Consider the following 24,911-nt stretch of genomic DNA (forward strand, 5'->3'; position numbering starts at 1 on the left):
TTTAGTACGTATATTCTACTTGAAGTAAAGTTAATAAATTTTATTATTTTTATTAAGGAATTTCTTTCAGAAAGTGTGCCTAACTTTGTACCCGAAATTAGGTTAGTTCAAGGATTCATAGAGATGAAATTTAAACTTTACCTGTCAATTTTACTTTTTTCATCTGTAAATTACATATTACCACAAACCATTATTTATTCCGGTCAAATTGGGTCATTCAATTCTGCAAAATCTTTCTCAATCAATTCTCTAGGATATATTTATGTTTCTGATGTTTCTTCCAATGAAATAATAAAATTGGATACACTCGGAAAAGTAATTAAATCAATTGGTGGATACGGTTGGAAAGAATCTTCATTCGATTACCCGATTGATGTTTTTGCTGCACCATTGAATATTTATGTGGCTGATAAGAATAATAACCGGATTCAGTTATTTGATAAAGATTTGAATTTTCTTTCTTACTTCTCGACTCAGGATTCTGATGATGATAGGATTAAGTTCAGATATCCTCTAAGTTCTGCGATATCATCACAAGGTGATATATTTATCTTGGACTCCGATAATAGAAGAATTTTGAAATTTAATCAAAGATGGGAATTTCAAACATCAATTGGCAATTATGAAGCCGGTCCATTTGCACTTGTAAATCCTAAACATTTTGCAATTACAAGTAATACAAAAGTATTAGTTGCGGATTCTCAAAACCTTATTATGTTCGATCAGTTCGGGAACGGTATTAAGAAAATTCAATTACCATTTGAACCGGTAAATATTAATGCAACATTCCAAACAATTTGTGTCAACGATAAATCACAAATCGCTTACTTTGCTGATTCCGATCTTGAATCAAATAATTTCAATCCGACAATATTCAAGCCGAAATTAGAAGATGATATCGAAGATTCATTTTTATACAACTCAAAAATATATCTTCTCACAAAGAGCACGATCCTTATTTACAAAATTGTTCAATCTAATTAAGCCAGATTAATGAAGCGCAGTTATAGTTTGATCTTATTTTTTCTATTCTTGATTTGGTTCTTAGGGATTTTCATCGAATGGTTTATTAAAATAGACGAGCATTTTGTTTTTGCTCTTCCTTATCTACAAAAAACTTATTCATTAGTTTGCCATCAAGAAAAAAATAAATTATTACTTTTTGATGGAATCGAGACATTAACTTGCGCTCGTTGCACAGGAATATATTTAGGATTGTTACTTTCTTCATTGCTTGTATTATTTAAATTACCAAAACGGAAATTGCACATTAAAATTCTTCTTGTTGCGGCAGCACCAATGATTGCCGATGTATTACTTACCTCATTAAACATTTATGCCTATTCCAAATTAATTGCGTTTTTCACAGGATTGCTTTTAGGTTCTTTTGGATTTTTTTATCTTTACGCCGGCTTGAATAATTTAATTCTAGAACTTAAAAAATGAGATTAATTTGAAGAAATATTTAGCGGCACTTATATGCGGTTTTGGAGCCGGGGTTTTACAGATCGTTCCTTTTGTAAAAAGTTTTTCCTGCTGTATGATTTTACCTCTTGCTGCATTCATTTCTTTGTTATTAGATCAACGAGCAACAAGAAATTTCGAAAAAATTCCAATGAAAAAAGCTCTGCTATTTGGTTTATTCACCGGATTATTTGCTGCTTTATTCGGATCTGTTTTTGAAATACTTATAACTTTCATTACAAAACATAATGATGTAATAGCATCCTTTACCGATCTTCAGCGTATAGTTCAAAACCTGCCGCTTAGTGAAGATATAAAAAAAGAAGTACTCAATATCTTTCAATCAGTGAGAGAAGATATTCTGAAAAACGGATTTTCCATTCTTTATACCTTTTCTGTAATTGTAAATAATTTTATTGTTAATTCAATTTTTGGATCCGTTGGCGGTTTAATAGGCGCACAAATAATTAATAGCAGACTTCATAATCAATCGAACGGTAGATAGAATGATAACCGCATTAATTTTTAGTGCTCATTTAGTTTTTATCCTGGTCATCTTCACAAAAAAATGGCAGGATGAATCCTTAAGTTCAGCATTTACAAATTTAGCTTTGCTTATAATTTTATTTGCAGTCGGCTGGTCCATTTCAACTTCTGTTGTAAAAATATTTGTTGACAGTAAAGGTTTCGGGATTCAATTCGATTCAGATGCAATTTCATTAACTCTTCTTTCAATTGCAGAATTTTTCTTCTATAGATTTTATTATAGGGATGATCAACCAGCTACTGAAGCCGGTACGGAAAAGTAATTACCACAGTTTGATCAATTTGTTTTGCATTTCTTGGTAACGGTTCAAACCGCCAATTTTTTAATGAATTGATTGCGGTAAATTCCAATCGTGCATCTGCTTTAATGAGCGGGAATATTTTACTAACTGTTCCATCAGGCAATATTGTAAATCTTAGTTTAACATCTATTTCTTTTGAAACTCCTTCCGGATATTCCGGTAAATTATAACTATAAATACGTCTCTTCCCTGTTCCGCCAAAATCTAATTCAAAACCAAAACCACCGCTCCCCTCGCCTCCTAATTCACTTCCTTCTTTTCTTGAGTTTCCTTGAACAAGCGGTTTAACCTTTGAATTATTTACTTCATCTTTTTCTTTCTTCTTATCTGATGCAATCAAATTATCTTCATCTGTTTGTTTTGATTTTGGCAATTCTATTTTTTTAAGTTCTTCCTTCTTTTTAATTGATTTTTCTTCGGGAGTTTTATTTTTATCATCCGCTGTATTTTGGAATTGTGCGCCCGGACTTCCAAACCCGCTCCCCGAACCAAATCCAACCAGCAAATATTCCTGAGGATTAGATTCACCGGACATTTTTACGAAAAGAAATATTAATGCAAGTATCAAATGAAATGAGATTGAAACCAAATATGAAATATTTCGAGGTTCTTTTATAAACATTAGAAAGAAACTTTTTCGGTTTGAATTGTGAATTTATCAATTCCAATTCCTTTTGCTGCATCAATTACTTTAATAATGATATCAATCTTAACAGATTTATCAGCACGTATTGTAAGATTTTCACTCTGATTTTTTTTAATTGTGGAGAGCTTTCCGGCAAGTGCATTGAGCGAGATCTCATCGGATCCTATATAAATTCTCCCTTGATCTGTTATAGTAACGGAAAAATTTGTTGCTTGAGCTTGTTCGTTATTTTTTGCGCCCGGCAATTTTACTTTGACACCGGTTTGAAGAACAAACTGCGATGACAAGAGAAAAAATATTAATAGCAGCATCACAATATCAGTCAAAGAAGAAAAGTTGAAAGCGCTTATTAATTTATGAGGGGATTCAAATTTCATTTTTTCACCTATAGCTCTATTTCTTCATCATCCGAAAAATCTTTACCCGTTTCATCTAAGACATCAAGAATATCAGTTGCAACTCTTTCCATATCCAAAACTATTTTACTTATTAGATTTACAAAATAATTATATAAAGCAAGCGCAGGAATTCCTACGAACAGACCAAATGCAGTTGTAAGTAATGCTTCCCAAATACCGGAAGCAAGATCAGCCGGGCTAGCACTTCCTTGAAGTTCTTGTATTTTCATAAATGCAGCAATCATTCCGGTAACAGTTCCAAGAAAACCCAGCATCGGTGCAGCTCCGGCGACTGTAGCCAAAGTTGCTAATCCTTTTTCGAGTTTACTTATTTCCTGTTTACCAGCTGATTCAATTGATTCAATTACTCTTTTGCGTCCAAACTTGTGTTTCTTTAATCCCCTGCGGATAATATTTGAGATTGGCGATTTCTCCTCCATGCAATAATTGATAGCTCCGGCAAGATCTTTTCTTTTTAGTATTCCTCTTATCTTAATAGAAAATGCCGGCACATTAATTTTTGCTTTTTTTATAACCAAAAATTTTTCTATCACAATCGCTAAACCAATAATTGAACATGCAAGGATCGGCCACATTACTAATCCGCCCTTCAAAAACATTTGTATTAAATTCATATCTAACCTTCAGGGATATATTAAAATTTATTTTTATTGATATAATCTTGCGCTTCTTTTTCTGAATTAAAAGAACCAACACGTACACGGTACCATGTTCCTCCTTTTTGAGGAAGATAAGCTTCAACAATAAACGCATTAATACCGAGAGAGCGCAATCGTTTAACCTCTTGTTCGGCTCTAAGTTTCCGAGGCCAAGATGAAGTCTGATAGCTATAACTCTTTCCATCGTAGTAAATTGATTTGTTTACACGCGTATCTGTAGCCGGAGTTTTATACAAATCATTATTCACCGATTTTGTTTTTGGTTCTGTTCTTAAATTATTTGAAGTTGTTTTTGATCCTTGATTTTGAAGAGCTTTCTCTTGTTTGATCGGAACAGGCGGAGTTGCAGAAATTGGAAAATCACTTAACTCATCGTTTATCGGTTGTGAAGTAACATTTTTATTCTGTGTAGAATTATTTTGTTTAGCAATTGTTTGGTTTGGTATTATAGTCTTTGGTGAATCAATAGTATTTTGAATCGGTTGCTGAGAATTATTAGCATCCAATTTTGTCTGCTGAGGTTCATTCGGATTATTTCCTCTCATAATCAGATAAATTATTATTGAGGTTACTAAAACAAATGCAGAAAAGATCAAAATAAATGTTTTATTAAAATAATTATCTTTTTCTTTCATGACTGGTTTTATCCTCAGCTTATTATAATCATCATCATATCTTTTATCATCCTCATCAATAAGTGTTATTGCTTTATTTTTTTCTCTGCCAATTCTCAGGTCTTCAACAAATTCATACTTAACAGGAGGACCGGAAAACTCCAATACAACTTTTTTAGGATGATCGGAATATTCATCTGTTGGTTTCTTAAATCTGAATGATCTTTCGTTAGTTAATCGTCTGCTATATTTAAGTCTATCTCCATTTAACCGTTCGCCTTCTTCAATGATTTCGCGCTCAAGTGTTTTCTCTAATTCTTTGAATAGATCCTTTGTAAATTTTTTATCGGTACCAACTTTTTGATCAATTAATTCCAAGTTATCATCATCATTAAATTGATCAACCATTTCGAAGTTAGCTTCTTCTTCTATAATTACACCGAATTCATCTTTTAATTCGTCACCCCAATTCCATTCGATCTTCTCATCAAGTTGCGGTTGTTCCCTTTCTAAATCTTCATCTTCTGTTTCAACATCAACATTTTCTTTTTCATCAACTATTGTTTCTGTAACGTCCTTTTCTTCTTGATCAATTATTTTTTTCCCCGTCTCTGTCTCTTTAACTTTATCTATTGGTATTTCCAGTGGGCTACTAATTTCCGGCTCAGACACTTCATTTTGAACATGTAAATTCTCTTTAGGGATTGATATTGAATCATCCAACAGATCGGCAACGGTTAATGATCCTGCTGAGACCTCCGTTTCTTCAAGTGCAGAATAATCGTTTTGTTCTTCTTCCGTAGTAGAATTTGATTTCAGTGAACTTGTTTCACTGTCTGCTTCTTCTTTAATAATATTAATTTTCTCTTCTTTAATAATTTTATCGAGGTCTGAAAATTTATTTTCTTCATTTGCTTGAAGAGAAATTTTATCTGATGTTTTGTCATCAAATGTATTTATTCGTTCATCGTTTATTGTTTTAGAAACATCATCCTCAAAAAAATTATTTGGTATACTTCCCGGTTCGGTTTGATCTTTATAATTAATATCAGCCGTCAACTCTGCTAGTTGCGATTGTATATCACCAAGTTTTTCGGTTTCATAATCTTCAGGCGATTTATAGTAATCATCCCAAATACTGAAGTTTGGAATTTGATCTGACTCAGCGATTAATTCTTTAACTCTTTCTTCAATTGATTTTCTCAACATAGCATAAGAAGTTTCTGTATCTGGAAATTCATCTATTGATAGAGGCAGCAGAGGTTTACCAACACCAATGCTGAATACCGTAGCATCAAATTCAAGTTTGGTTTTTACTTTGGGAAGAACTTCAATTGTTAAATAAAGATTATGCATTTCATGAGTAAAATCTTCGGGGAGTGGGGAAAATATTAACTGACTTACATCATTACCGGTTGAAACAGCTTTTTGCTGGAAGAAACCGATGCGAGGAACTTTCAAAGTAATTCCCTCTCCAAGAACCTCGGAAATGTTTTCTATAAATATCTCAAATGATAATTCTTTTTGAGATACGGAAACTCCGAGTACATCGGTTACTTTTTTTTGCAGTTCGGCTAGTTTCATTTTTTTTACTTATTACTCATTTACCATCTGTATTCAATACCAAAAAATAGATCAAACGGTTTTTCTTGATATTGTTTCCATACAAAGTTACCTTGATTCAAAATATTTTGAAAGTCGGCTGTGAGTTTAAATCCTTTTAATAATTCATAAAACAACGAAAAAGAAATGTTGTGATAATTGTCTAATTTATTTGAATTAATAATATCAGTATAAGAATTTAGTTCCAATAAATATTTTACATTGAACCCGAAACTTGAACTGAAATTGTAACCGTAAGAAAGAGTTGAGGAAATCTTTGGCTCATATGGAACTGTCCTATCAAAATTATCCTTTACATCTTTGAATTTAATATTTGCTGAAAAAGTACCATAGTAAGATGGGTTTATAATAAAATCTATTCCGGCAGAGAAGATTGATACTTCAGGAAGTACTAATAAATCAAATTTGCCAATATCAACCGCATCTTGAAAACAAAAATAATTTTCAATTTTAGAATACCCGCCGGATAAAGATAATGAATACATTTTTTTGTATTCGTACTTCAATAAAATACTTAAGTCTGTTTTATACTTAAGAAATACATTATCCGTCACACCCTGATTAAAATATCTATTTATATTAAAAATATCTGTTGTATTGAAGTAGCCTACATGCGGTTTATATTCACATGAAAGAGTGAATCCATTTTCAAAATTAAATTCAAATAAGCCAAATGGTGAAAAGAACGAATTCGAAGAATTCGATGCATAATCAATTCCAAAAGTTAGTAGTAAAGATCGAATTGGTAATATTTTTACATAACTCTCAATTGAATAAAAACTGTTACCATTACTACCACTAATATTATTTTCAAGCGACTGCTTTTTATAATTCCCAAGTGCACCGATAGTAAAATTGTCTAATTTGAATTCGAATAAACCATTAGCATTTAAGTTAGTTTCTTTCAATCCGCTTTCACTTAATGAATAAATATTTCCCTTAAGACCAAATCCATAACTGACCCAACGATTGTATGAACTCTCGATAGAAATATTTGCTGAACCGTTGTTCCGCTCTCGCAAAAAGGATGGATCCTTTGTTGCAAATAGATGATACGAATCGCGAAAATAATTTGCACCAAATTTAATTTTAGATCCTGGCAGAAGATCTGATCTTGTACTTAAGAATAATTCATTACTTAATGAGAAACCAATATTATTATAACCCGAGTTTGGAATGTACTCTCGTATATTTGAGCCCCAGATACTTGCATTGAAAAGATAATTATCAAAATTTTGGTTCATACTTAACATACCGGTTGGAAGTGAATATCTACCGGCTTGAATTTTTATAGTTCCATTATAATAATCATCGAAAAGTTTAATACCGGGTTGAATCTGAACCGGCAGAGAAGAAAATAACAAAGGAAATTCTTCCGGTGAATATTGTGGTGTTAAGAAATCTTTAGAAATTGTTGAAACAAAATCCGGTTTTCTTTTTACAGCAATAGGTATATCAATATTCTGTCTTCCGGTAATTACAAAATCCGGCAGTTCAATACTTTGCTGTTCCGTTTGAGCAAATAGAAATGTGTTCAAGAATAATATTATTAGAATAAAATATTTTTTCATAATTGTTTGATTTTCTTTTTCGCTTCATCGGCAAATTCACCGGAATCATGTCTGCTTAAAACAGCGCGGTACATTTCCCTCGCTTGCTTTTTGTCCTTAAGCTTTACATAGCAATCGCCTAGCTTTAATAATGATTTTGTATACCACTCATCGTAAGAAGCAAAAACAGAACGCACACGTACAAGGGATGTGATTGCATCATCAATTTTGTTTTGATTATACAATAATACTCCGTAATAATATTGTGCTTCTGCACCAATATCGTCCGTTCTCTTTTCACTGATTTCCTTAAAAAGCGTTTGTGCATTTTCATAATTATTATTCTGCAATTCAATTACACCTAATTCTACTTTTGCTTTGGAAGCGAAAATCGAACCATCGTAATAAGTTATGATCTGATCGAAAGTTGATGATGCTTCAACAATTTTATTATCCTTTGCTTGATTAACACCTTGCTGATATAACAATTCGGGAACACGATTTGAAGTTGGAACTGCATCTGAAGCTTCCTTTAAAACATTTACTGCTGATGAGTATTGTTTTTTATCAGAATAAATCCGCGCAAGTTCTATAACCGAGGAAATACCTATTTCCGATTTCAGCGAACGTATCTTAGCAAGAGTAAAATTATTAATTGCTTCTGTCTCGTTTTTCATATTAGCAGCACTTTTACCAATCCAATAATATGCATTCGGAATAAGTGAACTATTTGGATAGTTTGCTATAAACTCCTTATATGATCTTATTGCTGAATTATAATCCTGGATGCTATAGTAGAGATCACCTTTCTTAAAAAATATTTGGTCGCTGTATTTCGAATTAGGATTTGATGTTATGAATTGATCTATAAATTTAATTGCTTCACCGGGTTGTTCTTTCGCAACATAAGCATACTGAATCCCGCTAACAGCATCAAATATATATTGCGTAGCCGGATGTTCAGCTAATACTTTTGAATAAAAAACAATTGAAGAATCGTATTGACCTGAATTATAATATGAGTCACCGATCGAATTATAAACGATTGGTCTCATGGATGATCGTGGATATTTATTAAGAAGTAATTTGTACGAACGTATTGCATTATTAAAATCGTTCTGTTGAAAATGAATCCACCCGATTATATACTGAGATTGGTCCGTGTATTTTGAAGTGGGATATTTCTCTTGAAGTTTTTCAAAAGCATCTATTGCTTCATTTGCTTTGCCCGATTTAAATAGTGACTGTCCATATTGATAATAAGCCAGGTCGTTATTCAAGACAGCTTTTTCTTTTGAAAATAATTCTCGATAAATAGTACTGGCTTTTGCAAAATTTTTAATCCCGAAATAACTATCGGCAAGACGGAGTGTATATTCGTTCGTATTCGGATCATTTTTATATTTTGATAAATACTCATTGAAATAGTAGATCGAATTTGTAAAGTCTTTAAGATTGAAATAGGTGTATGCTTTTCCTAAAAGAGTTTGCTGTTTTAGCAATTCAGAATTGGGATTGATGGAATTATAACTTTTTAAGGCGTCAGAAAATTTTGCTTGCTGGAAATAAACTTCAGCTAAATAGAAATTTACTTTATCCGGTTCAAATTCTTTTGAGCGAGATCTCAACTCTTCTAAATATTTAATTGAAGTATCATAATCGTTCAGGTAATAATCCGAAACTGCGAGTCCGAGTAGAGACCTATTCTTTAATTCAGATTGTTCCTGAGTTAGCTTTAACGCTTCAGAAAAATATTTTTTGGCATCGTTGTAATTCTTTTTATTTAATCTCGATTCACCAAGCAAAGTATATGCTTTGCTACGTGTTTGTATATCATTTGAAATTGTTGCATTCAGCAAAGCTTTTTCTGCATCCGGCCCTTCGCTCTGACCAATTAATGTAGAACCGATCCCTAACTGAGCTCTTGAAGCAAGTCTATGACCGGGATATTTTGCAATGAAGTTGTTGAAGATTTCACCTGCCATTTTTGTATCGCCTAAATATCTCTTGCTTTCTCCACTCCAGAATAAAGCATCCGCCTTTAACGAATCAAATCCAGCATCGGCAAGCTCTTTAAATAATTTGTATGCATCATCATATCTTTCCTGCTGGAAATTTATCCAAGCCAAACTATAATTGATCTTATCTTTGTTAGATTTATCGCTTACAGTGGTAAGTAACTCATTGTAAACTTGCGAAGCTTCTTTATATTCTTTCAACCGGACAAAAGAACTTGCTAGAAAATATTTTGATTCGATTAATTCTTGTTTTGGAAGCTGCTTAATCAAAGGATCATTTAATTCAATAATAGCATTATCATATTCTTTTAGAATGAAATAACAGATTCCAATCCTCATCTGAGATTTAGGACCTAACTCGTGATCTTTGTAATAAGCAAGTAGTTCATCATATTCTTCAACCGCTTTCTTATAATTATCAGATTTTTCATAGACTTGAGCGAGAGAGTAGATAGAGTTGACAATAAATTTATTTGTTCTTTCATGAGTTATTGCATTTTTAAAATTTTCTTCAGCATCTATATATTTCTCTTCGGCTAAGTATGATTCACCAATCCAGTAATATGATGTACCGGTAAATTCATTTGATGGATATTCATTAAGCAGCGAGGTTAACCGTTCACGTGCTTTTCTATATTCACCTTTTTTATAATAAATAGTTCCAAGAGTATATAAAGCAGATTCACGATAATTAGAAAACTTATTTTGATCTATGAAAGATTCAAATTCTGATGCCGCACCATCGAGCTGATCCAAATTTAGAAGACAATTAGCCGAGTAGAATTTTGCTGAGACAATTTGAAGATCATTTAATTCATTTTGTTCAGCGGCTGTCCTGAAAAGTTGGTAAGCAGTTCCAAAATCACGACTGTTGTACGCATTTAACGCATTTGTAAAATTATCGGGAAGATCTTGAGCCGAAATAGAAATAATATATGTTAATAAAAGGATTGTAATTTTTTTCATAATAATTAGGTTTTTATTGCTGCTTTCAAGAATAGCAAGAAAAGGGCTCCTGCAATTCCCGAGAAAAAATTAACAACATCATTGTTAATCCATCTATAGCCACTGAAATGATCTGCATCAAAACCGCAGTGAATATTTCTTTCAGTTACTTTATTGCAAACCAAACATTTATTTTGAGCTTGTATTGTAGCGCCAAGAATACTATCAATCATACTGCCGAAAACTCCGGTGGTTATTATTAAAATTGTATAATGAATGTAAGAAATATCTATCCATAAAATACCCGAAAACAAAATCGCTATTGATCCTAGGACTGCACCAATTGTTCCGGGGACTGAAATTCCACCTGAAACACCTTGAGCTACCGGCTTTAGATTTAAAATATTATACGTAGCCGTTTTTTTCCAAGTTCCAATTTCAGTTGCCCAAGTGTCTGCACATACAGCAGAAAGGGTCGCTAAATAAATCAAATAATATATTTCATTGGGATTGATGGTGTTAATAATTACAAGTATTCCTCCCAATCCACCGTTGGCAATAACTTGTAAGTAATCTCTAACTCCGCTTTTTTCAAAATAGATTTCAACACTTTCATTTTTCTTTTTTCGAAGCTTAGAGAGTATGCTTGATAAAATGAAAAATGTTAAAATTGGAATAGACCATTTTATTCCACCTAATCCAAAAATAAAACTTGCTAAAATAAATGTAGCTATAGATCCGCTAAGTGTTAAGAACTTAACTCTAAAAGAAATTCCGGCGATCAATGCTGCAAATAAAATCCCGATTAACACCGTATTAACTGATACTACATTTGCATTTAAGATCATTTTGAACTGTTTGGTTAGATAATTACAATAAATTCTTAAAATTTTTTACGAATATAAACAAATGAGGTTTTATCTAAAAGGTTTTTAGTTAAGATGAGAATTACGAAATGTTAATTGAAAAAATGAAGAATAGATTTAATGAAATGCTTTTATGAATTTGGTGCGGAAGAGGGGACTTGAACCCCTACGCCCTTACGGGCACTACCCCCTCAAAGTAGCGTGTCTGCCAATTTCACCACTTCCGCAAAAATCCGAGCCAAAAATATTAGAGAACAAAACAAAACGCAACAGCATTTACGGAAGATTCGTTTAATTGGTATTAATTATCTTTTGGTTGTCTTCCTTTTCCCATCAACGTTTCGCGGATTTCTCTTCTAAATCTATTTTCAAATACCATCATTTTTGCAATTTGCATGGGAGAAAGAAGATCGCTCAATGATCTGAGAAAATTTTCTCTCTCTTTACTAATACTACCTTCTAATAAAAGTAAATTATTAACTTTATCTTTGTAAGAAGCATCATTTTGGTTACCATTTTTGATTTCATCCTCTATGCTTTTTATCGCATCATCTCTTTGATCTAGAATCTCTTTCATCTTTTTTTGATTCTCGTGTCTTCTGGCAAAAAACCTTATTGCTGTATCTTCGTCGAGGTTTAATGCGTCAATCAATTTTATCTTTTCCCATTGTTCAATTCTTTGAAGAGGTCTCTGATCTTTTCCCTGCCTCATTCTTTCTTGAGAATATGATATTGACAGTAATATTGAGAATAAAAAGAGCAGTAAAAATATTTTTTTCATTTTAGTACCTTTTGAGAGGTTGTCGAATTTAATTTTTTATAAACCGTTTCTAAATCATTATCAGTAAGATTTCTTAAAGTTGAATATTCATTTGCTAAAGGATCACCAATTAATCTTGTATAAGAATCACTATTCAATTCTAAACTAGATGGTATTTGAACGCTAAGTTCATCGTTATTCTGATTTAATACATAATCACTCGGATCTATTTCCAATTCAGTTAAATATTTATCAGATACTTCCTGATCAGATAAATTATTTACTACTTCATTTGCTAAATCTTTGTATCCGGTATCATAATTAGTCTTAGTATTAAGTAAGAATAAGAATAAAACTACGACCGCGGAAGCTGTTGGAACTAAATAATAAATATTTCTGAATTTCCGGAATTTCTTTTTCTTATCAATTCTTTGATAAACTCTTGGAAGTAAATTTGCAAAATACATTTCATCAGTCTTAGACTCTCTAGTTATAGTAATTTCATCAAGCTGAAATTTTATATTATCATAATCTGTTTTAAGCTGATCAGATTTTTTCAGTTCTTCTTCAAACATTATCTGATCTTCCTGAGTAAGTCCACCAGAAATATATTTTAGAATTTTCTCTTTATTTGTTTTCATTTGTTAACTCCAATACTTTTTTCAAAGCATGAAAATAATTTGCTTTCAAACCACCGACACTTTTACCTGTGATCTCTGAAATTTCATCATAAGAAAGATCTTCGAAATTTCTCATAATAAATATTTGTCTTTGTTTTGGCGGAATTTTCTCCAACACTTTTTTCACTCTTTCCAATTTTTCTTTTGAATCCATGTCTTCGACGATATCATGCTTGTCTTGTAACTCAGTTGCGTCATTATCATCAATAGAGAAAAATCTTTTGATTTGTTTCTTTCTTATTTGATTTAGACTTCTAGTCGTTACAATTTTATATATCCAAGTATATAAAGAACTATTGAAATTAAAATTTTTCAATTTATTGAAAATAACAATTAATACTTCTTGCGTAACTTCATCTGCATCAAGATGGTTTCCCATCATTTGCCGTGCATGCCAATAAATTTTTTTTTGATACTTTTTTACTATCAGATTAAAAGCGACTTCTTCTCCGGATAGAAATCTGTTGATTAATTCAAAGTCGTTATCCTGCACAGTTCTCATACAATGTTTCTTATAATAGACACTAGTTACTTAAATGTGGTTTAATGAGAATTTATTAAACCAAAGAATTAAAACTACTGTCAAAATTGCAAAAGAAATAATTCATAACAAAAAAAAGAAGTTATAATGAAAAAGCAATGGTTTTTAATACTCAGTTTAATTTTTCTAACAAATTTTTCGCTCTTTTCGCAGCAGAGGCAAGACGAGCCACCAATGGGACAAAGAGAAGGCGGTATTAAAATGCTGTTAAAATTAACTGCGGAACAAGAGAAAAAATTTGATGATCTTACATATCAGCATAAACAAGATGCAGTTGATATTCATGCTAAGATACAAAAAAATCGTCTTGAGTTGGAAAGAATGGTTAAAGACAATAAGATTGATGAGAAAAATCTTTTCCAATTAACTGATGAGAATAGTAAACTTCAGGGTAATTTGAAAAGTTCTGCAGTTAGGAATTGGTTTGAAATTTATAAATTACTTAACGATGAGCAGAAAGCTATTTGGTCTAAACATATTTTACAAATGACTAATCCGCAAGCAATAAGAGAAAGAATAAAAGGTAAGATTAAAAATTTCATGATGAATCGAAGACCAATGCGAATGAATCGCAATTTCTAAAATGGCAAACCCCGCTTTTGCGGGGTTTTTTATTTTAAAATTACAAGTCACCCTTAGCCGGACGCAAAATAATATCCTCAACAACCATATTACTTTTTTCAGAAAAAATCCTAAACACAAACTTAGCTACATCATCAGCATTCATCATTGAATCATTATGTTTGTTTCTTATTTCGTTCGACCACATTTCTGTTGAAGTTGCACCGGGTAAAACATTTATTACTCTAATATTTTTATCACGAACTTCTTCACGTAAAACTTTTGCATAACCCAGCAATCCGGATTTTGAAGCTGTGTATGCACTGCTGGAAGTAAATACTTTTTGAGTAACCATAGATAAAATATTAATTATTGTTCCGGATTGTCTTTTAATCATTCCAGGTAAAACTGTTTTAATTGTGTAAATGCCGCCAAATAAATTTACACGTAAAATATTTTCAATATCGGCAATTGAATCATCTACAGCCTTTTTGAATGATGTCGTACCAGCATTATTAATCAGACAATCAATTTTATAATGGGATAGAATATTTTTGTGGAATTTATCTATTGCAGCATAATTAGTTACATCCAACTGATGGGGTTCAAAATTATTTCCGTAATCAGCTAATTCTTTTTTTATTCTGTTTAGTAATTCTAACCGTCTAGCTGTTCCGATAACAAATATATTATTTCTGGTAAACTCAAATGTAAGCGCTTTACCAATTCCTGAACTTGCACCGGTTATCCAAACTATTTTTTTTTTGTCAGCCATCAAATCTTTTTTGAAATAAGATTTAGAAATTCACTACGTGTTCGGGCATCTTCAGTAAAAATTCCATGCATCGCACTTGTAGTAGTTATGGAGTTTTGTTTTTGTACACCGCGCATCATCATACACATATGATAACCTTCAGCAACAACTGCAACGCCGCGGGGATTAAGATACTGTTCAATCGTATCTGCAATTTCCTGTGTCATTCTTTCTTGTACTTGCAGCCGTTGTGCATACATATCAACTATCCTTGGTATTTTACTCAACCCGACTATCTTTCCATTCGGTATATAAGCAATGTGGATTTTTCCATAGAATGGAAGCAAATGATGTTCGCACATACTGTAAAAATCAATATCCTTTACAATAACCATTTCGTCGTATTTCTCAGTAAAAATTGCACCATTAAGAATTTTATTAATATCTTTTTTATAACCTTGAGTAAAGAATTCATACGCTTTGGCAACACGATGTGGTGTTTTTTTTAATCCTTCTCGTTCTGAATTTTCACCAACTTCATCAAGAAGATTCTTGACATATTTTTCAATTATTTCGTAATTCAATTGATCGCCTTTCCTTTATATTCAACAAAATTATTTTCAGTCTCATAAAGTTTAATCGAGTAAAGTTTACCGGACGGTAGTTTATCAACTAATTGATACCAAATGCCTATAGCTATGTTCTCAGCGGTCGGTATCTTCCCTTTTAGGAAACCAACATCGAGATTCAAATTTTTATGATCTACTTTACTTATCACATTTTTTTTAATTATTTCTTTTAGAACTTTAAGATCTATTACATAACCGGTATTCGGATCAACTTCACCTGCTACTACAACTTCTAAAATATAATTATGTCCGTGACCGTTTAAGTTGTTGCATTTGCCGAATAGCCGATCATTTTCTTCATTGGAAAAATTTGGATTAAATAACCGGTGCGATGCACTAAAAGTTTCTCGCCTTGTTACGAAAATCATTTCACTATCCTTTGAGTGCTTTCAATACTTCTTCAACATGTCCCACTACTTTAACTTTTGGGAATATTTTTTTAATTAAACCATTTTCATCAATAATAAATGTTGTACGTTCAATCCCCATATATTTTCTACCGTACATACTTTTTTCTTTCCAGACTCCATATTTAGAAACAACTTCTTTTTTCTCACCACTTAAAAGTGTGAAGGGAAGATTGTATTTACTCTCAAACTTTTTGTGTGATTCTACAGAATCGGCACTTATTCCAATAACAACTGTTTTTATTCTCTTGAAGTTTGGAAAAATATCTCTAAAATCGCACGCTTCTTTTGTGCAGCCTGATGTCATATCTTTCGGATAAAAATAGAGAACAACTTTCCATCCCTTGAAATCATTGAGAGATACCTTTACTCCATTTGAATCCAGTAATGAAAACGAAGGTGCTTTTTTCCCGACCTCTAACATTTTTTCTCCATTAAGAATTTATATTAAACTGCTTTCTCTAAACAATCTAAATAAAAAGTAGAGGACTAATTTATTCCATCCCGTAAAAACGATTAACTTAATTATAATAATTTTTTTAATGTTTCTTGAATCGTTGCATAGTTCGGTTCATTACCGGCAACCTCTAAAACTTCAGCATATTGGATAACTCCCTTCTTATCAACAACGAATGCTGATCTCTTGGAGACACCTTTCAAATCCCACTTGCCAGGAAGCCAAACATCATAAAATGATCCATACGCAGGTGATACTTCTTTATTAAAATCGCTGAGAACAGGAAAGTTAAATTGATGTTTGTCTGTCCAAAGTTTTTGTGCGAATGGACCATCAACGCTAATTGCTAAAACTTGAGCATCCAGATTTTCATAATCTTTCATCCCATCTCTGGTTGAGCAAAGCTCTTTTTCGCAAACTGAAGTTCCTACAGCCGGGAAAAAAAGTATAACCACGTTCTTCTTTCCTTTAAAGTCAGATAACGAAACGGATTCATTATTTGTATTCTTTAAACTAAAATTTGGTGCAACATCTCCTACTTTCAATGACATATAATTCTCCTTTCGTGAGATTATTCTTTAAGTTTTCTGCCAATTCGAACTTTAACCTGGAATTCAACTTTTCCTTCTGAAGTTACTCTGCCTCTTTGTTCCACAACTTCAAACCAACCCACTTTTATTTCTGAGTTAGCTTCAAGAACAATTTCTTTAATTGCTTCAGTAACTCCTTCTGTTGAAATTCCAACTCTGTCTATTACTTCGAACGTCTTTGACATATTAACCTCATTATTTGATTAAAAAGTTCAATTCAATTAATAAGTGAATAATTCTTGAAATTAAAATAGCTTATTAGGAAGTAAGATTAAAGAAAGTGATCCTCAATAACGTTTCTCTTTTATGAATCATTATTTTTTTGCTTTTCATGGTAGCAGTTTCTATTTTTATATAGACTAAATCTAAATAATGGTTGGTTTAAGTGGAAATAGAACAAGCACACGAACAATTCAGACGATTTCTAAAACGAGGTGACAATCGGGTTACACCGGAACGCTTTGAAGTTCTTGACTTTGCAATGGATTATGAAGGACATTTTGGAGCGGATGAATTGTACATTAAGATGAAGAGTAGTGATTCCAATATTTCCCGTGCAACGGTTTACAATACGCTTGAACTTTTAGCTCAATGTGAGCTTCTCTCAAAAAGAAATTTCGGAGAGAACAAAACTCGTTATGAATCTAATGTCGGAAAGACAAGTCACGATCATTTAATTTGTACTAATTGCGGAGCTATCAAAGAATTTTCAGAACCAAAAATTCAAAAAATAGTTAAAGAAATTTCATCTGAGATCGGCTTTGATTCTACAGGTTATTCATTTAACATTTTTGGAAAATGCACTAATCCTAATTGCGGTCAAAACAAAAATGCCAAATAGCACATTAGATAAAGCTAAAAAGGGAAATCCTATTACTGTAGTTAAACTACCATCCGGAAATATTAAATCTCAATTGATACGACTTGGAATCTCTGAAGGAGATACATTGAAATGTATACAACGTCTTCCCGGAGGAACAATCGTGGTTCAAAAAAATAGGCAAGAAATTGCAGTAGGATTTGATCTCGCGAAAAAAATTCACGTACTTATTCAGTAAGAAAGTTTATGAAAACAGATAATGTAGTTAATCTTGAAAATGATAAAATAGTCTCACCCTTAAAAACTTTCATTGAGCCTGAAAAACTTCAGAAAGTTGTCCTCGTTGGCAATCCGAATGTGGGTAAATCTTGTTTCTTTAATTTCATGAGCGGTATGTATGTTGATGTTTCCAATTTCCCCGGCACGACAGTATCAATAACAAAAAGTCATTTTCAAGGTAATGATGTTTTTGATACACCGGGAATATACGGTGTCGGTTCGTTTAATGATGAAGAAAAAGTAGCGCGCGATATAATTCTTTCCGCTGATATAATTCTTAATGTAGTCAATACTCTTAATCTCGATCGTGATCTTTTTCTCACTCTTCAATTAATTGATATGGGAAAAAAGGTTTCAGTACTTTTAAATTTCAGCGATGAACTCAAGAAAAGAAAAATTAAAATTGATACTAAAAAACTTTCCGACTTACTTGGCGTTGAAGTTTACCAGACTGCTGCAGTTGATAAATTAGGATTTGATAAACTCGGAGAGGCAGTTAAATCTGCAAGAGTTGGTAAGCAAGAACTCGATCTTCATTTTTTACTAAATCAGGAAATGGAAAGATCGGTCCCTCAATCCGATTCACTTTTAATATTAGAAGGCGACGAAGCGATTGCACAAAAAAATAATGTATTGTGCGGCACCGCAGATGAACGCGAAAGAATTTACATCAGCAGAAGAAATCGTGTAAATGAGATTGTGGATCTTGTTGAATATGAAGATTCAAAAAAGGGAGAGATCTTCAATCAGCTTGGCAGATTATGTTTAAATCCAGTGACCGGCATACCAATCTTACTGTTTATGCTTGTTCTAATGTACTTTTTCATTGGCGATTTGGTTTCTCAAAGGATTGTTAATTTTACAGAAAATAAAATTGGTAAAGATTTTTTCGAATATAATATTAAATCGTTTTCAGGAAATTACACTCCTGTAAATGTTGACGTAACAATTTTTGATGGTAACAATATTGAGATCGGCAAAAAAACTTTCAACTTCCCTTCCGGTATAAGTGCTAATCCGACTCTTCAAAAAGAATTCTCTGAATTATCGAAACAAAAAAACGCACGGACGAATTTTTATTTTCAAAATCCATTTGTAAAACTTTTCTTCGGTGAATTTGGTGTTATAACAATGACAGTAACTTACTTACTGTTTTTACTTCTACCATTAGTAATTGGATTTTATTTTGTAATGGCTTTATTAGAAGACAGTGGTTACCTTCCTCGTCTTGCAACTATGCTTGATCGTTCATTTAATAAAATCGGTTTAAATGGTAAAGCTGTAATTCCGATAATGCTTGGTTTCGGTTGTATTACAATGGCAAATATTACTACACGTATGCTTGGAACAGAAAGAGAAAAATCAATTGTTACAGCAATTCTTCAATTTGTAATTCCGTGCTCAGCACAATTAGCTGTAATCGCTGCTCTTCTAAGCGGAGCCGGATTTGCACCGATGATGCTTTATATCTCAGTTATTTCAACTGTTCTTATTGTTCTTTCAACTGTCTTAAATAAAATGCTTCCCGGCGAAAGTTCTCCCCTATTAATTGATCTTCCCATGATTCGTTTTCCAAGAATGAGTAATGTTTTCAAAAAAACTTTTTTTAGAAGTTTTGGTTTCATGAAAGAAGCTAGCTTTTGGTTTTTTATCGGTGCACTTGCAGTTGGTATTATGGAAATAAGCGGAATGTTAAAAGTTTGGCAGGATGTTTTAGCACCTTTTACAACAACATGGTTAAAGCTTCCTAAAGAAGCCGCAAATGCTTTTGTAATGGGAATGGTTCGTAGAGATTTTGGTGCGGCTGGACTTTTCCATATGAATTTATCAATAATGCAAAAGACAGTTTCAATTATTACAATTACTCTTTTCGTTCCGTGTATCGCTTCGTTCGTTGTTATGCTTAAAGAAAGAGGTTGGAAAGAAGGAATGATGATATGGTTTGGAACTTGGATCGCTGCTTTTTTAGTCGGTGGAATCGTTGCACAAATAGTAATCTGATATGAAAAAAAACGAATATCAAAAATATCCAATAATTTGGCGCAAAGAAGATTTCTTCATAAAGATTTACTGTTCTATTCCTAACATAGCAACAGGAATATTAATTACAACCGACAGAGTAACATTTATTGCTGATCCGGGCGATGGAATTTTGCGCGATCTTAATAAAGATGTTGGTGCTGTTATAATTCTAAAAGTTTCCGATATTTTCATCAGCCATGGTCATCACGATCATGTTGGAGGCGTTTGGTCGCTTCTTACATATTTATCTGTTATGAGGAAAAAAAGCCCGCTCAATATTTTTTATCCAAAGGGCTGTAAGGAGATCGAAAGTATTTATCGCGCATTTATTAAAGTTTACAGCAAAGAAGTTTCTTATCAAATAAATTTAAAACCAATTGATTCGGTGAAAAGTTTTAAGCGCGATTCAGTTACGATCAAACCATTCAAAGTTAATCATAGAGAACCATCGGAAGACGGCAATTCATCAGAATTAATTCCATCTCTTGGATTTAAATTCATTTATGACGGCAAATCAATTTGTTACGGCGGCGATACTGCCTATTGCGAATCTTTAGTCCAAAATGCGAAAGATTCAAATCTTGCAATTATTGAAGCTGGAGCTAAAGATGATTCGACTTCTGATCTACACATGACTATCAAACAAGCAACACAAATCGGAAAAACTGCTAAGGAATATTTCTTGGTGCATGTGCCCCAATAATATTATTTTGGCAACCACAATATTAAACTACAGAGGAAAATCATGAAGAGAATTTCATTTCTATTGATAATTCTATTTGTCGTTTCAATTCAAGCACAAAATAAAATTCACAGACCTGAAATAACTGCAGAAGAAATTAAAGCCAACGTCTTCTATCTCGCATCAGATGCAATGAAAGGAAGATTCACCGGAAGTCCTGAAGAAAGAATAGCAGGAGATTATATTAAAAGTGAATTTCAACTTTACGGATTAAAACCTGCTTTCAATGGAAATTGGTTCCAAGAATTTCCTTTTATTGAAAGAGTTGAAATGACAAAAGCTAATTCCCTTTCTTTTGACGTAAAGGGTAAAAAGCAAAACCTTAAAACCGGAAATGATTATACAACCGTTGCCTATTCCGGAAAAGGAAAAATTAATGGAGATTTAGTTTTTGCAGGATATGGTATTTCCGCACCTAAATTAAATTACGATGACTATGAAGGTATTGATGTTAAAGGAAAAACCGTAGTTGTTATGAGGTATCATCCCGAACATGACAGTTCCAGATCAGAGTTTGATAAATATGCTTCCTTTAGAAACAAAGCTACAGTAGCAAAAGAGAAAGGTGCAGTTGCAATTATCTTAGTCAATGGATTCGCACCCAAAAACTATGATGATCAATTGATGGAACTCCACTACGATGGTGCACCCGCAATGAAAGGTATTTCTGTTCAACATGTAAAAAGAAGTTTTGTAGAAGATCTTTTTAAGATTGATGGGCTGAGCTTCGTCGAAGCCCAGAAACAAATTGATGCTTTAAAAAAACCATCTTCATTTGCATTTAAAAATGCCAAAGTTTCTCTTTCAACCGAAGTAAAAGAAATTGAGAAGAAAGGAAGAAATGTTGCGGGGATGATCGAAGGAAGTGATCCGGTTTTGAAAAATGAATTTATTGTAATCGGCGCACATTACGATCATCTTGGAATTGATCAGCTTAAAGAATCTTCGATGTATAAAGGTAATGACAAACAAATTCACAATGGCGCTGATGATAATGCATCCGGTACAACAGGAGTGTTGGAAGTCGCTGAAAAATTTGGCTCTATGCAAGGACTATTGAAACGCAGTATAATCTTTGTTGCTTTCTCCGGTGAAGAACTTGGAATTCTTGGTTCAACTTACATGACGAATAATTTTCCTGTTGATATTAAAAATGTTGATGCAATGTTAAACATGGATATGATCGGACGTTTGAATGAAGAAAATAGTTTGACCATCATTGGTTCAGGTACTTCTTCAATGTGGAAGGAATTGTTAAATCAAAAAAACAGTTACAGTTTTAAATTAGGAATGAGCGATGGCGGATCGGGCGGCAGTGATCATCAAGCATTCTCAAATAAAAACATTCCGGTTCTTTTTTTCTTTACCGGAACACATTCGGATTATCACAAACCATCTGATAAACCTGAAAAAATAAATTGCGACGGCGAAGCTAAAGTTGCTAACTATGTTTTTGATATTGCTCTTGCAGTTGATAATTTAGAAAAACGGCCGGATTATGTTAAAGTTGAAGAACCCGCACAAAGAGGCGGTGACGGAGGAAAAACTCGCGTTACAGTAGGAACAATTCCTGAATTTGGCTTTAGTGGAACAGGTTATAAACTATCCGGAGTAACTGAAGGAAGTCCTGCAGCTAAAGCCGGAATGAAAGCGGGTGATATCATTGTAAAATTTGGTCCTAAAACAGTTGCCAATATTTATGATTTTATGTATGCTGTTCAAGATTACAAAGCCGGTGATAAAGTTGATGTTGTTGTCCAACGAGATGGAAAAGAAATGACTTTCAATGTCGAATTGATTGCGAAATAGTTCGCAGTAAACAGAAAGGCGAATCATAATTGATTCGCCTTTCTTTATTTATATAACTAAGTAGTAATTAATAACTAAACGAAACTGACAACACTACATTTCTCGGCATTCCGGGTTCAAGGTACACAGCTTCGTTGTTAACAATATCCGGATTAATAAAAGCAGACGACACAAATTTTAAATCAAATAGGTTATTGATTGTCAAAAATCCTGTAAACGAAAGATCACCAATTAACTTAATCGGTTTGTTCAATCCAATTGTTGTGTTTAAGACATTGAACGATGGAACCGATAAAGTATTAGCATCATCAACAAAATATTTTCCAATTCCATTTAATGTAACTGAAACAAAAACTCCGTTCAGTTCAACAGGTGCGTATGTTAATCCAACATTATAAAAGAAATCCGGAATGCCGGCAACTTTATTGTCTTTGTAATTAGCAAACTTACCTGCCTTGTTCAAATCATAATGGACCGAATCAACAAAATATTCTTGGTACTTGTTGCTCGAGAATGTAAAAGCGCCATTGAATGAAAATCCACGAGTAAATTGAACAGATGTGCCTAGTTCAATACCCATTCTTCGAGTCTTACCGGCTGTAAAATAAAATCTTCCGCCTCTATACGGAATTATATCATTCTTTACGTCTATGTAGTAAAGAGCTAAGTCATAGGATAAATATTTTAACAGATCATTATTCTCAAGAGCTATTAAATGTTTTGTCCCGACTTCATAAGTAGTAGAGATGATTGGATCAAGTAAAGGATTTAATAAATAGATTAGATCTTGTCCGTATGTACCGGCGGGATCGGTTTCATTTCCTGCCGGGACTTCAATTCCTCCGCCTAAATTTGCATACAAACTTTGCGTAGGAGATAAACGATATGTAATTCCAGCTTTTGGAGTAAAATGTTCAAACGATTTTGTCTGTAATCCGTATCCGGATGTTATAAAACTTTCACTGTAATAAGTAATATTATCATATCGTGCACCAACTATAATACTCAACTTTTCATTGAAGAGAATTTCATCTTGAACAAAAGCACCAAATGTATTAGCCCCTTCCCTTTTATTATCCTTTAATACATCACCGCGCGAATTGGTCGGTGACAAACTGTAAAATAAAATTGCACCGTCTTGGTATGCTTCATCGGCTCCAACTACGAATTTATTTTGTATTGTAGAAGAAAGCTGGGAATAATTATTATACATTAAATTTCCACCGACATGATAACGTGTGAAATCTCGGAAGGTCCCGCGTTCCGAACGCTGTAAATATTTTGGATTTATAAAAACCATTCCCGAAATACCATTTGAATTATCAAAATCATGATTCAAAGTAATTCCAATTTTACCCAAGCGATTGAAACGACGTTCATCTCTTTGTTCGTATGCTGGATTTGATTGAGTAGGATCAGCGTCGAATTGTTTCTGCGTTAACGGTCCGGGAATATGAAATGTATTTGAGACACCCGAAAGAAATACTCCGAGTTTTGTTGCTTCACCAAGATTAGAAATCAATCCTAAATTAAATAGAGTTCTAAAACTAGAAGAATGATCTCTCCAACCATCTAAATTACTATTTGAGAGTGATGAGAAAATCTTTCCGTTCTGAAAATTGGTATTAGCTTTCACTTGGAGCTGATTGAATCCAAAACTTCCCACAAGAGAACGCAATGAAATTCCTTCATCTATACCTGTAGGAACAGTAGAAAGATTTACGACTCCTCCGGCAGCATTGCCCCAAATTGCAGAAGCATTTGAGCGTATTACTTCTATGTTATCGGCAATGCTCAAATCAATTTGATCGAAAGAAGTTCTTCCATCAGGTTCTGTTTCGGGAATTCCATCAACCATAACACGGATTCCTCGTGATGTACCTGAATTAGATCTGTCACCGGCACCACGAGCTCCAAATCCGCGAATCACAAGCCGTACATCTTGATTACCCGACCTTGACTGCGCTAATACTCCGGGAATTGTAGAAAGAGCTTCATCCAATCCGTAACCGCGTAAGTTTTTCAACTGTTGCGATTGAAGTATTGAAACTGCGTAAGGAATTTCCAAAAGATTTTCAGCATAGCGAGTTGCAGTAACTGAAATTTGCTTCATCTCATAAGTTAAAGTGTCTGTTTGAGTTTTTTGCTGTGCTTGTACAAATGAAATTGATATAAGAATAAAAAGAATAATTCTTTTCATGTAAACTC

27 protein-coding genes and 1 tRNA gene are annotated in these 24,911 nt (G+C 33.0%); 10 read left to right on the forward strand and 18 right to left on the reverse strand.

Annotation, left to right across the window (positions count from 1 at the left end):
• The first annotated feature begins 123 nt into the window (after positions 1-123).
• The 4 genes from NTZ27_06055 to NTZ27_06070 are packed head-to-tail and all read left to right on the forward strand — an operon-like array spanning position 124 to position 2,273.
• On the forward strand, positions 124-984 hold the full coding sequence (locus NTZ27_06055) for an NHL repeat-containing protein (protein MCX6174295.1): 861 nt from the start codon (positions 124-126) through the stop codon (positions 982-984).
• A gap of 9 nt (positions 985-993) precedes the next feature.
• Complete coding sequence (locus tag NTZ27_06060) at positions 994-1,446, forward strand: DUF2085 domain-containing protein (protein ID MCX6174296.1); 453 nt, start codon at positions 994-996, stop codon at positions 1,444-1,446.
• Positions 1,447-1,453: 7 nt separating this feature from the next.
• Positions 1,454-1,969 carry a DUF4199 family protein gene (locus NTZ27_06065; protein MCX6174297.1) on the forward strand — a complete coding sequence of 172 codons (516 nt, stop codon included), beginning with the start codon at positions 1,454-1,456 and terminating at the stop codon, positions 1,967-1,969.
• Between the two features lies 1 nt (position 1,970).
• Positions 1,971-2,273 (forward strand): hypothetical protein, encoded by a 303-nt coding sequence (locus tag NTZ27_06070; protein ID MCX6174298.1) that lies wholly within the window; start codon positions 1,971-1,973, stop codon positions 2,271-2,273.
• Here the strand turns inward: NTZ27_06070 and NTZ27_06075 are convergent.
• From NTZ27_06075 to NTZ27_06125, 11 genes are all read right to left on the reverse strand, one after another.
• A complete protein-coding gene (locus NTZ27_06075; protein MCX6174299.1) occupies positions 2,248-2,934 on the reverse strand; it encodes a TonB family protein in 687 nt (228 codons plus the stop codon). The two genes, NTZ27_06070 and NTZ27_06075, sit on opposite strands and share 26 nt — an antisense overlap.
• On the reverse strand, positions 2,934-3,335 hold the full coding sequence (locus tag NTZ27_06080; protein ID MCX6174300.1) for a biopolymer transporter ExbD: 402 nt from the start codon (positions 3,333-3,335) through the stop codon (positions 2,934-2,936). The genes NTZ27_06075 and NTZ27_06080 overlap by 1 nt, the downstream gene beginning before the upstream one ends.
• An 8-nt stretch (positions 3,336-3,343) precedes the next feature.
• Complete coding sequence (locus NTZ27_06085; protein ID MCX6174301.1) at positions 3,344-3,991, reverse strand: MotA/TolQ/ExbB proton channel family protein; 648 nt, start codon at positions 3,989-3,991, stop codon at positions 3,344-3,346.
• A 20-nt stretch (positions 3,992-4,011) separates the two neighbouring features.
• On the reverse strand, positions 4,012-6,234 hold the full coding sequence (locus NTZ27_06090; GenBank protein ID MCX6174302.1) for an SPOR domain-containing protein: 2,223 nt from the start codon (positions 6,232-6,234) through the stop codon (positions 4,012-4,014).
• Between the two features lie 20 nt (positions 6,235-6,254).
• Positions 6,255-7,844, reverse strand: a complete 1,590-nt coding sequence (locus NTZ27_06095; protein ID MCX6174303.1) for a hypothetical protein — start codon at positions 7,842-7,844, stop codon at positions 6,255-6,257.
• On the reverse strand, positions 7,841-10,807 hold the full coding sequence (locus NTZ27_06100; protein MCX6174304.1) for a tetratricopeptide repeat protein: 2,967 nt from the start codon (positions 10,805-10,807) through the stop codon (positions 7,841-7,843). Before NTZ27_06100 ends, NTZ27_06095 begins: the two co-directional genes overlap by 4 nt.
• Positions 10,808-10,812: 5 nt before the next feature.
• Positions 10,813-11,634: a DUF92 domain-containing protein gene (locus tag NTZ27_06105; GenBank protein MCX6174305.1), complete on the reverse strand. Its 822-nt coding sequence runs from the start codon at positions 11,632-11,634 to the stop codon at positions 10,813-10,815.
• Positions 11,635-11,792: 158 nt separating this feature from the next.
• Positions 11,793-11,879: transfer RNA gene (locus NTZ27_06110), tRNA-Leu, on the reverse strand.
• A gap of 74 nt (positions 11,880-11,953) precedes the next feature.
• Positions 11,954-12,433: a hypothetical protein gene (locus tag NTZ27_06115; protein ID MCX6174306.1), complete on the reverse strand. Its 480-nt coding sequence runs from the start codon at positions 12,431-12,433 to the stop codon at positions 11,954-11,956.
• On the reverse strand, positions 12,430-13,053 hold the full coding sequence (locus tag NTZ27_06120) for a hypothetical protein (protein ID MCX6174307.1): 624 nt from the start codon (positions 13,051-13,053) through the stop codon (positions 12,430-12,432). The genes NTZ27_06115 and NTZ27_06120 overlap by 4 nt, the downstream gene beginning before the upstream one ends.
• Positions 13,040-13,594, reverse strand: coding sequence for an RNA polymerase sigma factor (locus NTZ27_06125; GenBank protein MCX6174308.1), 555 nt, complete (start codon positions 13,592-13,594; stop codon positions 13,040-13,042). Before NTZ27_06125 ends, NTZ27_06120 begins: the two co-directional genes overlap by 14 nt.
• Before the next feature lie 126 nt (positions 13,595-13,720).
• Here NTZ27_06125 and NTZ27_06130 point away from each other — a divergent pair, with 126 nt between their 5' ends.
• Entirely contained in the window at positions 13,721-14,215 is a 495-nt protein-coding gene (locus NTZ27_06130; GenBank protein ID MCX6174309.1) for a periplasmic heavy metal sensor, read from the forward strand.
• 40 nt (positions 14,216-14,255) lie between these two features.
• Here the strand turns inward: NTZ27_06130 and NTZ27_06135 are convergent, their stop codons facing one another.
• The 6 genes from NTZ27_06135 to NTZ27_06160 all read right to left on the reverse strand — a co-directional run bounded on the left by NTZ27_06135 (position 14,256) and on the right by NTZ27_06160 (position 17,216).
• Entirely contained in the window at positions 14,256-14,969 is a 714-nt protein-coding gene (locus NTZ27_06135; GenBank protein MCX6174310.1) for an SDR family oxidoreductase, read from the reverse strand.
• Positions 14,969-15,532, reverse strand: coding sequence for a GTP cyclohydrolase I FolE (folE, locus tag NTZ27_06140; protein MCX6174311.1), 564 nt, complete (start codon positions 15,530-15,532; stop codon positions 14,969-14,971). The genes NTZ27_06135 and folE overlap by 1 nt, the downstream gene beginning before the upstream one ends.
• Positions 15,529-15,945 (reverse strand): 6-carboxytetrahydropterin synthase, encoded by a 417-nt coding sequence (locus NTZ27_06145; GenBank protein ID MCX6174312.1) that lies wholly within the window; start codon positions 15,943-15,945, stop codon positions 15,529-15,531. Before NTZ27_06145 ends, folE begins: the two co-directional genes overlap by 4 nt.
• Before the next feature lie 4 nt (positions 15,946-15,949).
• The gene (bcp, locus tag NTZ27_06150) at positions 15,950-16,408 is read right to left on the reverse strand and encodes a thioredoxin-dependent thiol peroxidase (GenBank protein ID MCX6174313.1); all 459 of its coding nucleotides are present in this window, start codon (positions 16,406-16,408) and stop codon (positions 15,950-15,952) included.
• A gap of 101 nt (positions 16,409-16,509) precedes the next feature.
• Positions 16,510-16,992 (reverse strand): redoxin domain-containing protein, encoded by a 483-nt coding sequence (locus tag NTZ27_06155; GenBank protein MCX6174314.1) that lies wholly within the window; start codon positions 16,990-16,992, stop codon positions 16,510-16,512.
• A gap of 20 nt (positions 16,993-17,012) precedes the next feature.
• A complete protein-coding gene (locus tag NTZ27_06160; GenBank protein ID MCX6174315.1) occupies positions 17,013-17,216 on the reverse strand; it encodes a dodecin domain-containing protein in 204 nt (67 codons plus the stop codon).
• 200 nt (positions 17,217-17,416) lie between these two features.
• Here NTZ27_06160 and NTZ27_06165 point away from each other — a divergent pair, with 200 nt between their 5' ends.
• Genes NTZ27_06165 through NTZ27_06185 form a run of 5 tightly spaced genes read left to right on the forward strand, consistent with a single transcriptional unit; the run spans position 17,417 to position 22,703 of the window.
• Complete coding sequence (locus NTZ27_06165) at positions 17,417-17,872, forward strand: transcriptional repressor (GenBank protein ID MCX6174316.1); 456 nt, start codon at positions 17,417-17,419, stop codon at positions 17,870-17,872.
• Positions 17,862-18,089 (forward strand): ferrous iron transport protein A, encoded by a 228-nt coding sequence (locus tag NTZ27_06170; protein MCX6174317.1) that lies wholly within the window; start codon positions 17,862-17,864, stop codon positions 18,087-18,089. Before NTZ27_06165 ends, NTZ27_06170 begins: the two co-directional genes overlap by 11 nt.
• Positions 18,090-18,097: 8 nt before the next feature.
• Entirely contained in the window at positions 18,098-20,131 is a 2,034-nt protein-coding gene (locus NTZ27_06175) for a ferrous iron transporter B (protein ID MCX6174318.1), read from the forward strand.
• 1 nt (position 20,132) lies between these two features.
• On the forward strand, positions 20,133-20,855 hold the full coding sequence (locus NTZ27_06180; protein MCX6174319.1) for an MBL fold metallo-hydrolase: 723 nt from the start codon (positions 20,133-20,135) through the stop codon (positions 20,853-20,855).
• Positions 20,856-20,897: 42 nt separating this feature from the next.
• Positions 20,898-22,703, forward strand: a complete 1,806-nt coding sequence (locus tag NTZ27_06185) for a M20/M25/M40 family metallo-hydrolase (GenBank protein ID MCX6174320.1) — start codon at positions 20,898-20,900, stop codon at positions 22,701-22,703.
• Positions 22,704-22,770: 67 nt separating this feature from the next.
• On the opposite strand, the gene NTZ27_06190 is transcribed toward NTZ27_06185, so the two are convergent.
• Positions 22,771-24,903 (reverse strand): TonB-dependent receptor, encoded by a 2,133-nt coding sequence (locus NTZ27_06190; protein MCX6174321.1) that lies wholly within the window; start codon positions 24,901-24,903, stop codon positions 22,771-22,773.
• Positions 24,904-24,911 lie beyond the last annotated feature (8 nt).

Source organism: Ignavibacteriales bacterium (assembly GCA_026390775.1).
Lineage (GTDB): Bacteria > Bacteroidota > Ignavibacteria > Ignavibacteriales > Melioribacteraceae > Fen-1258.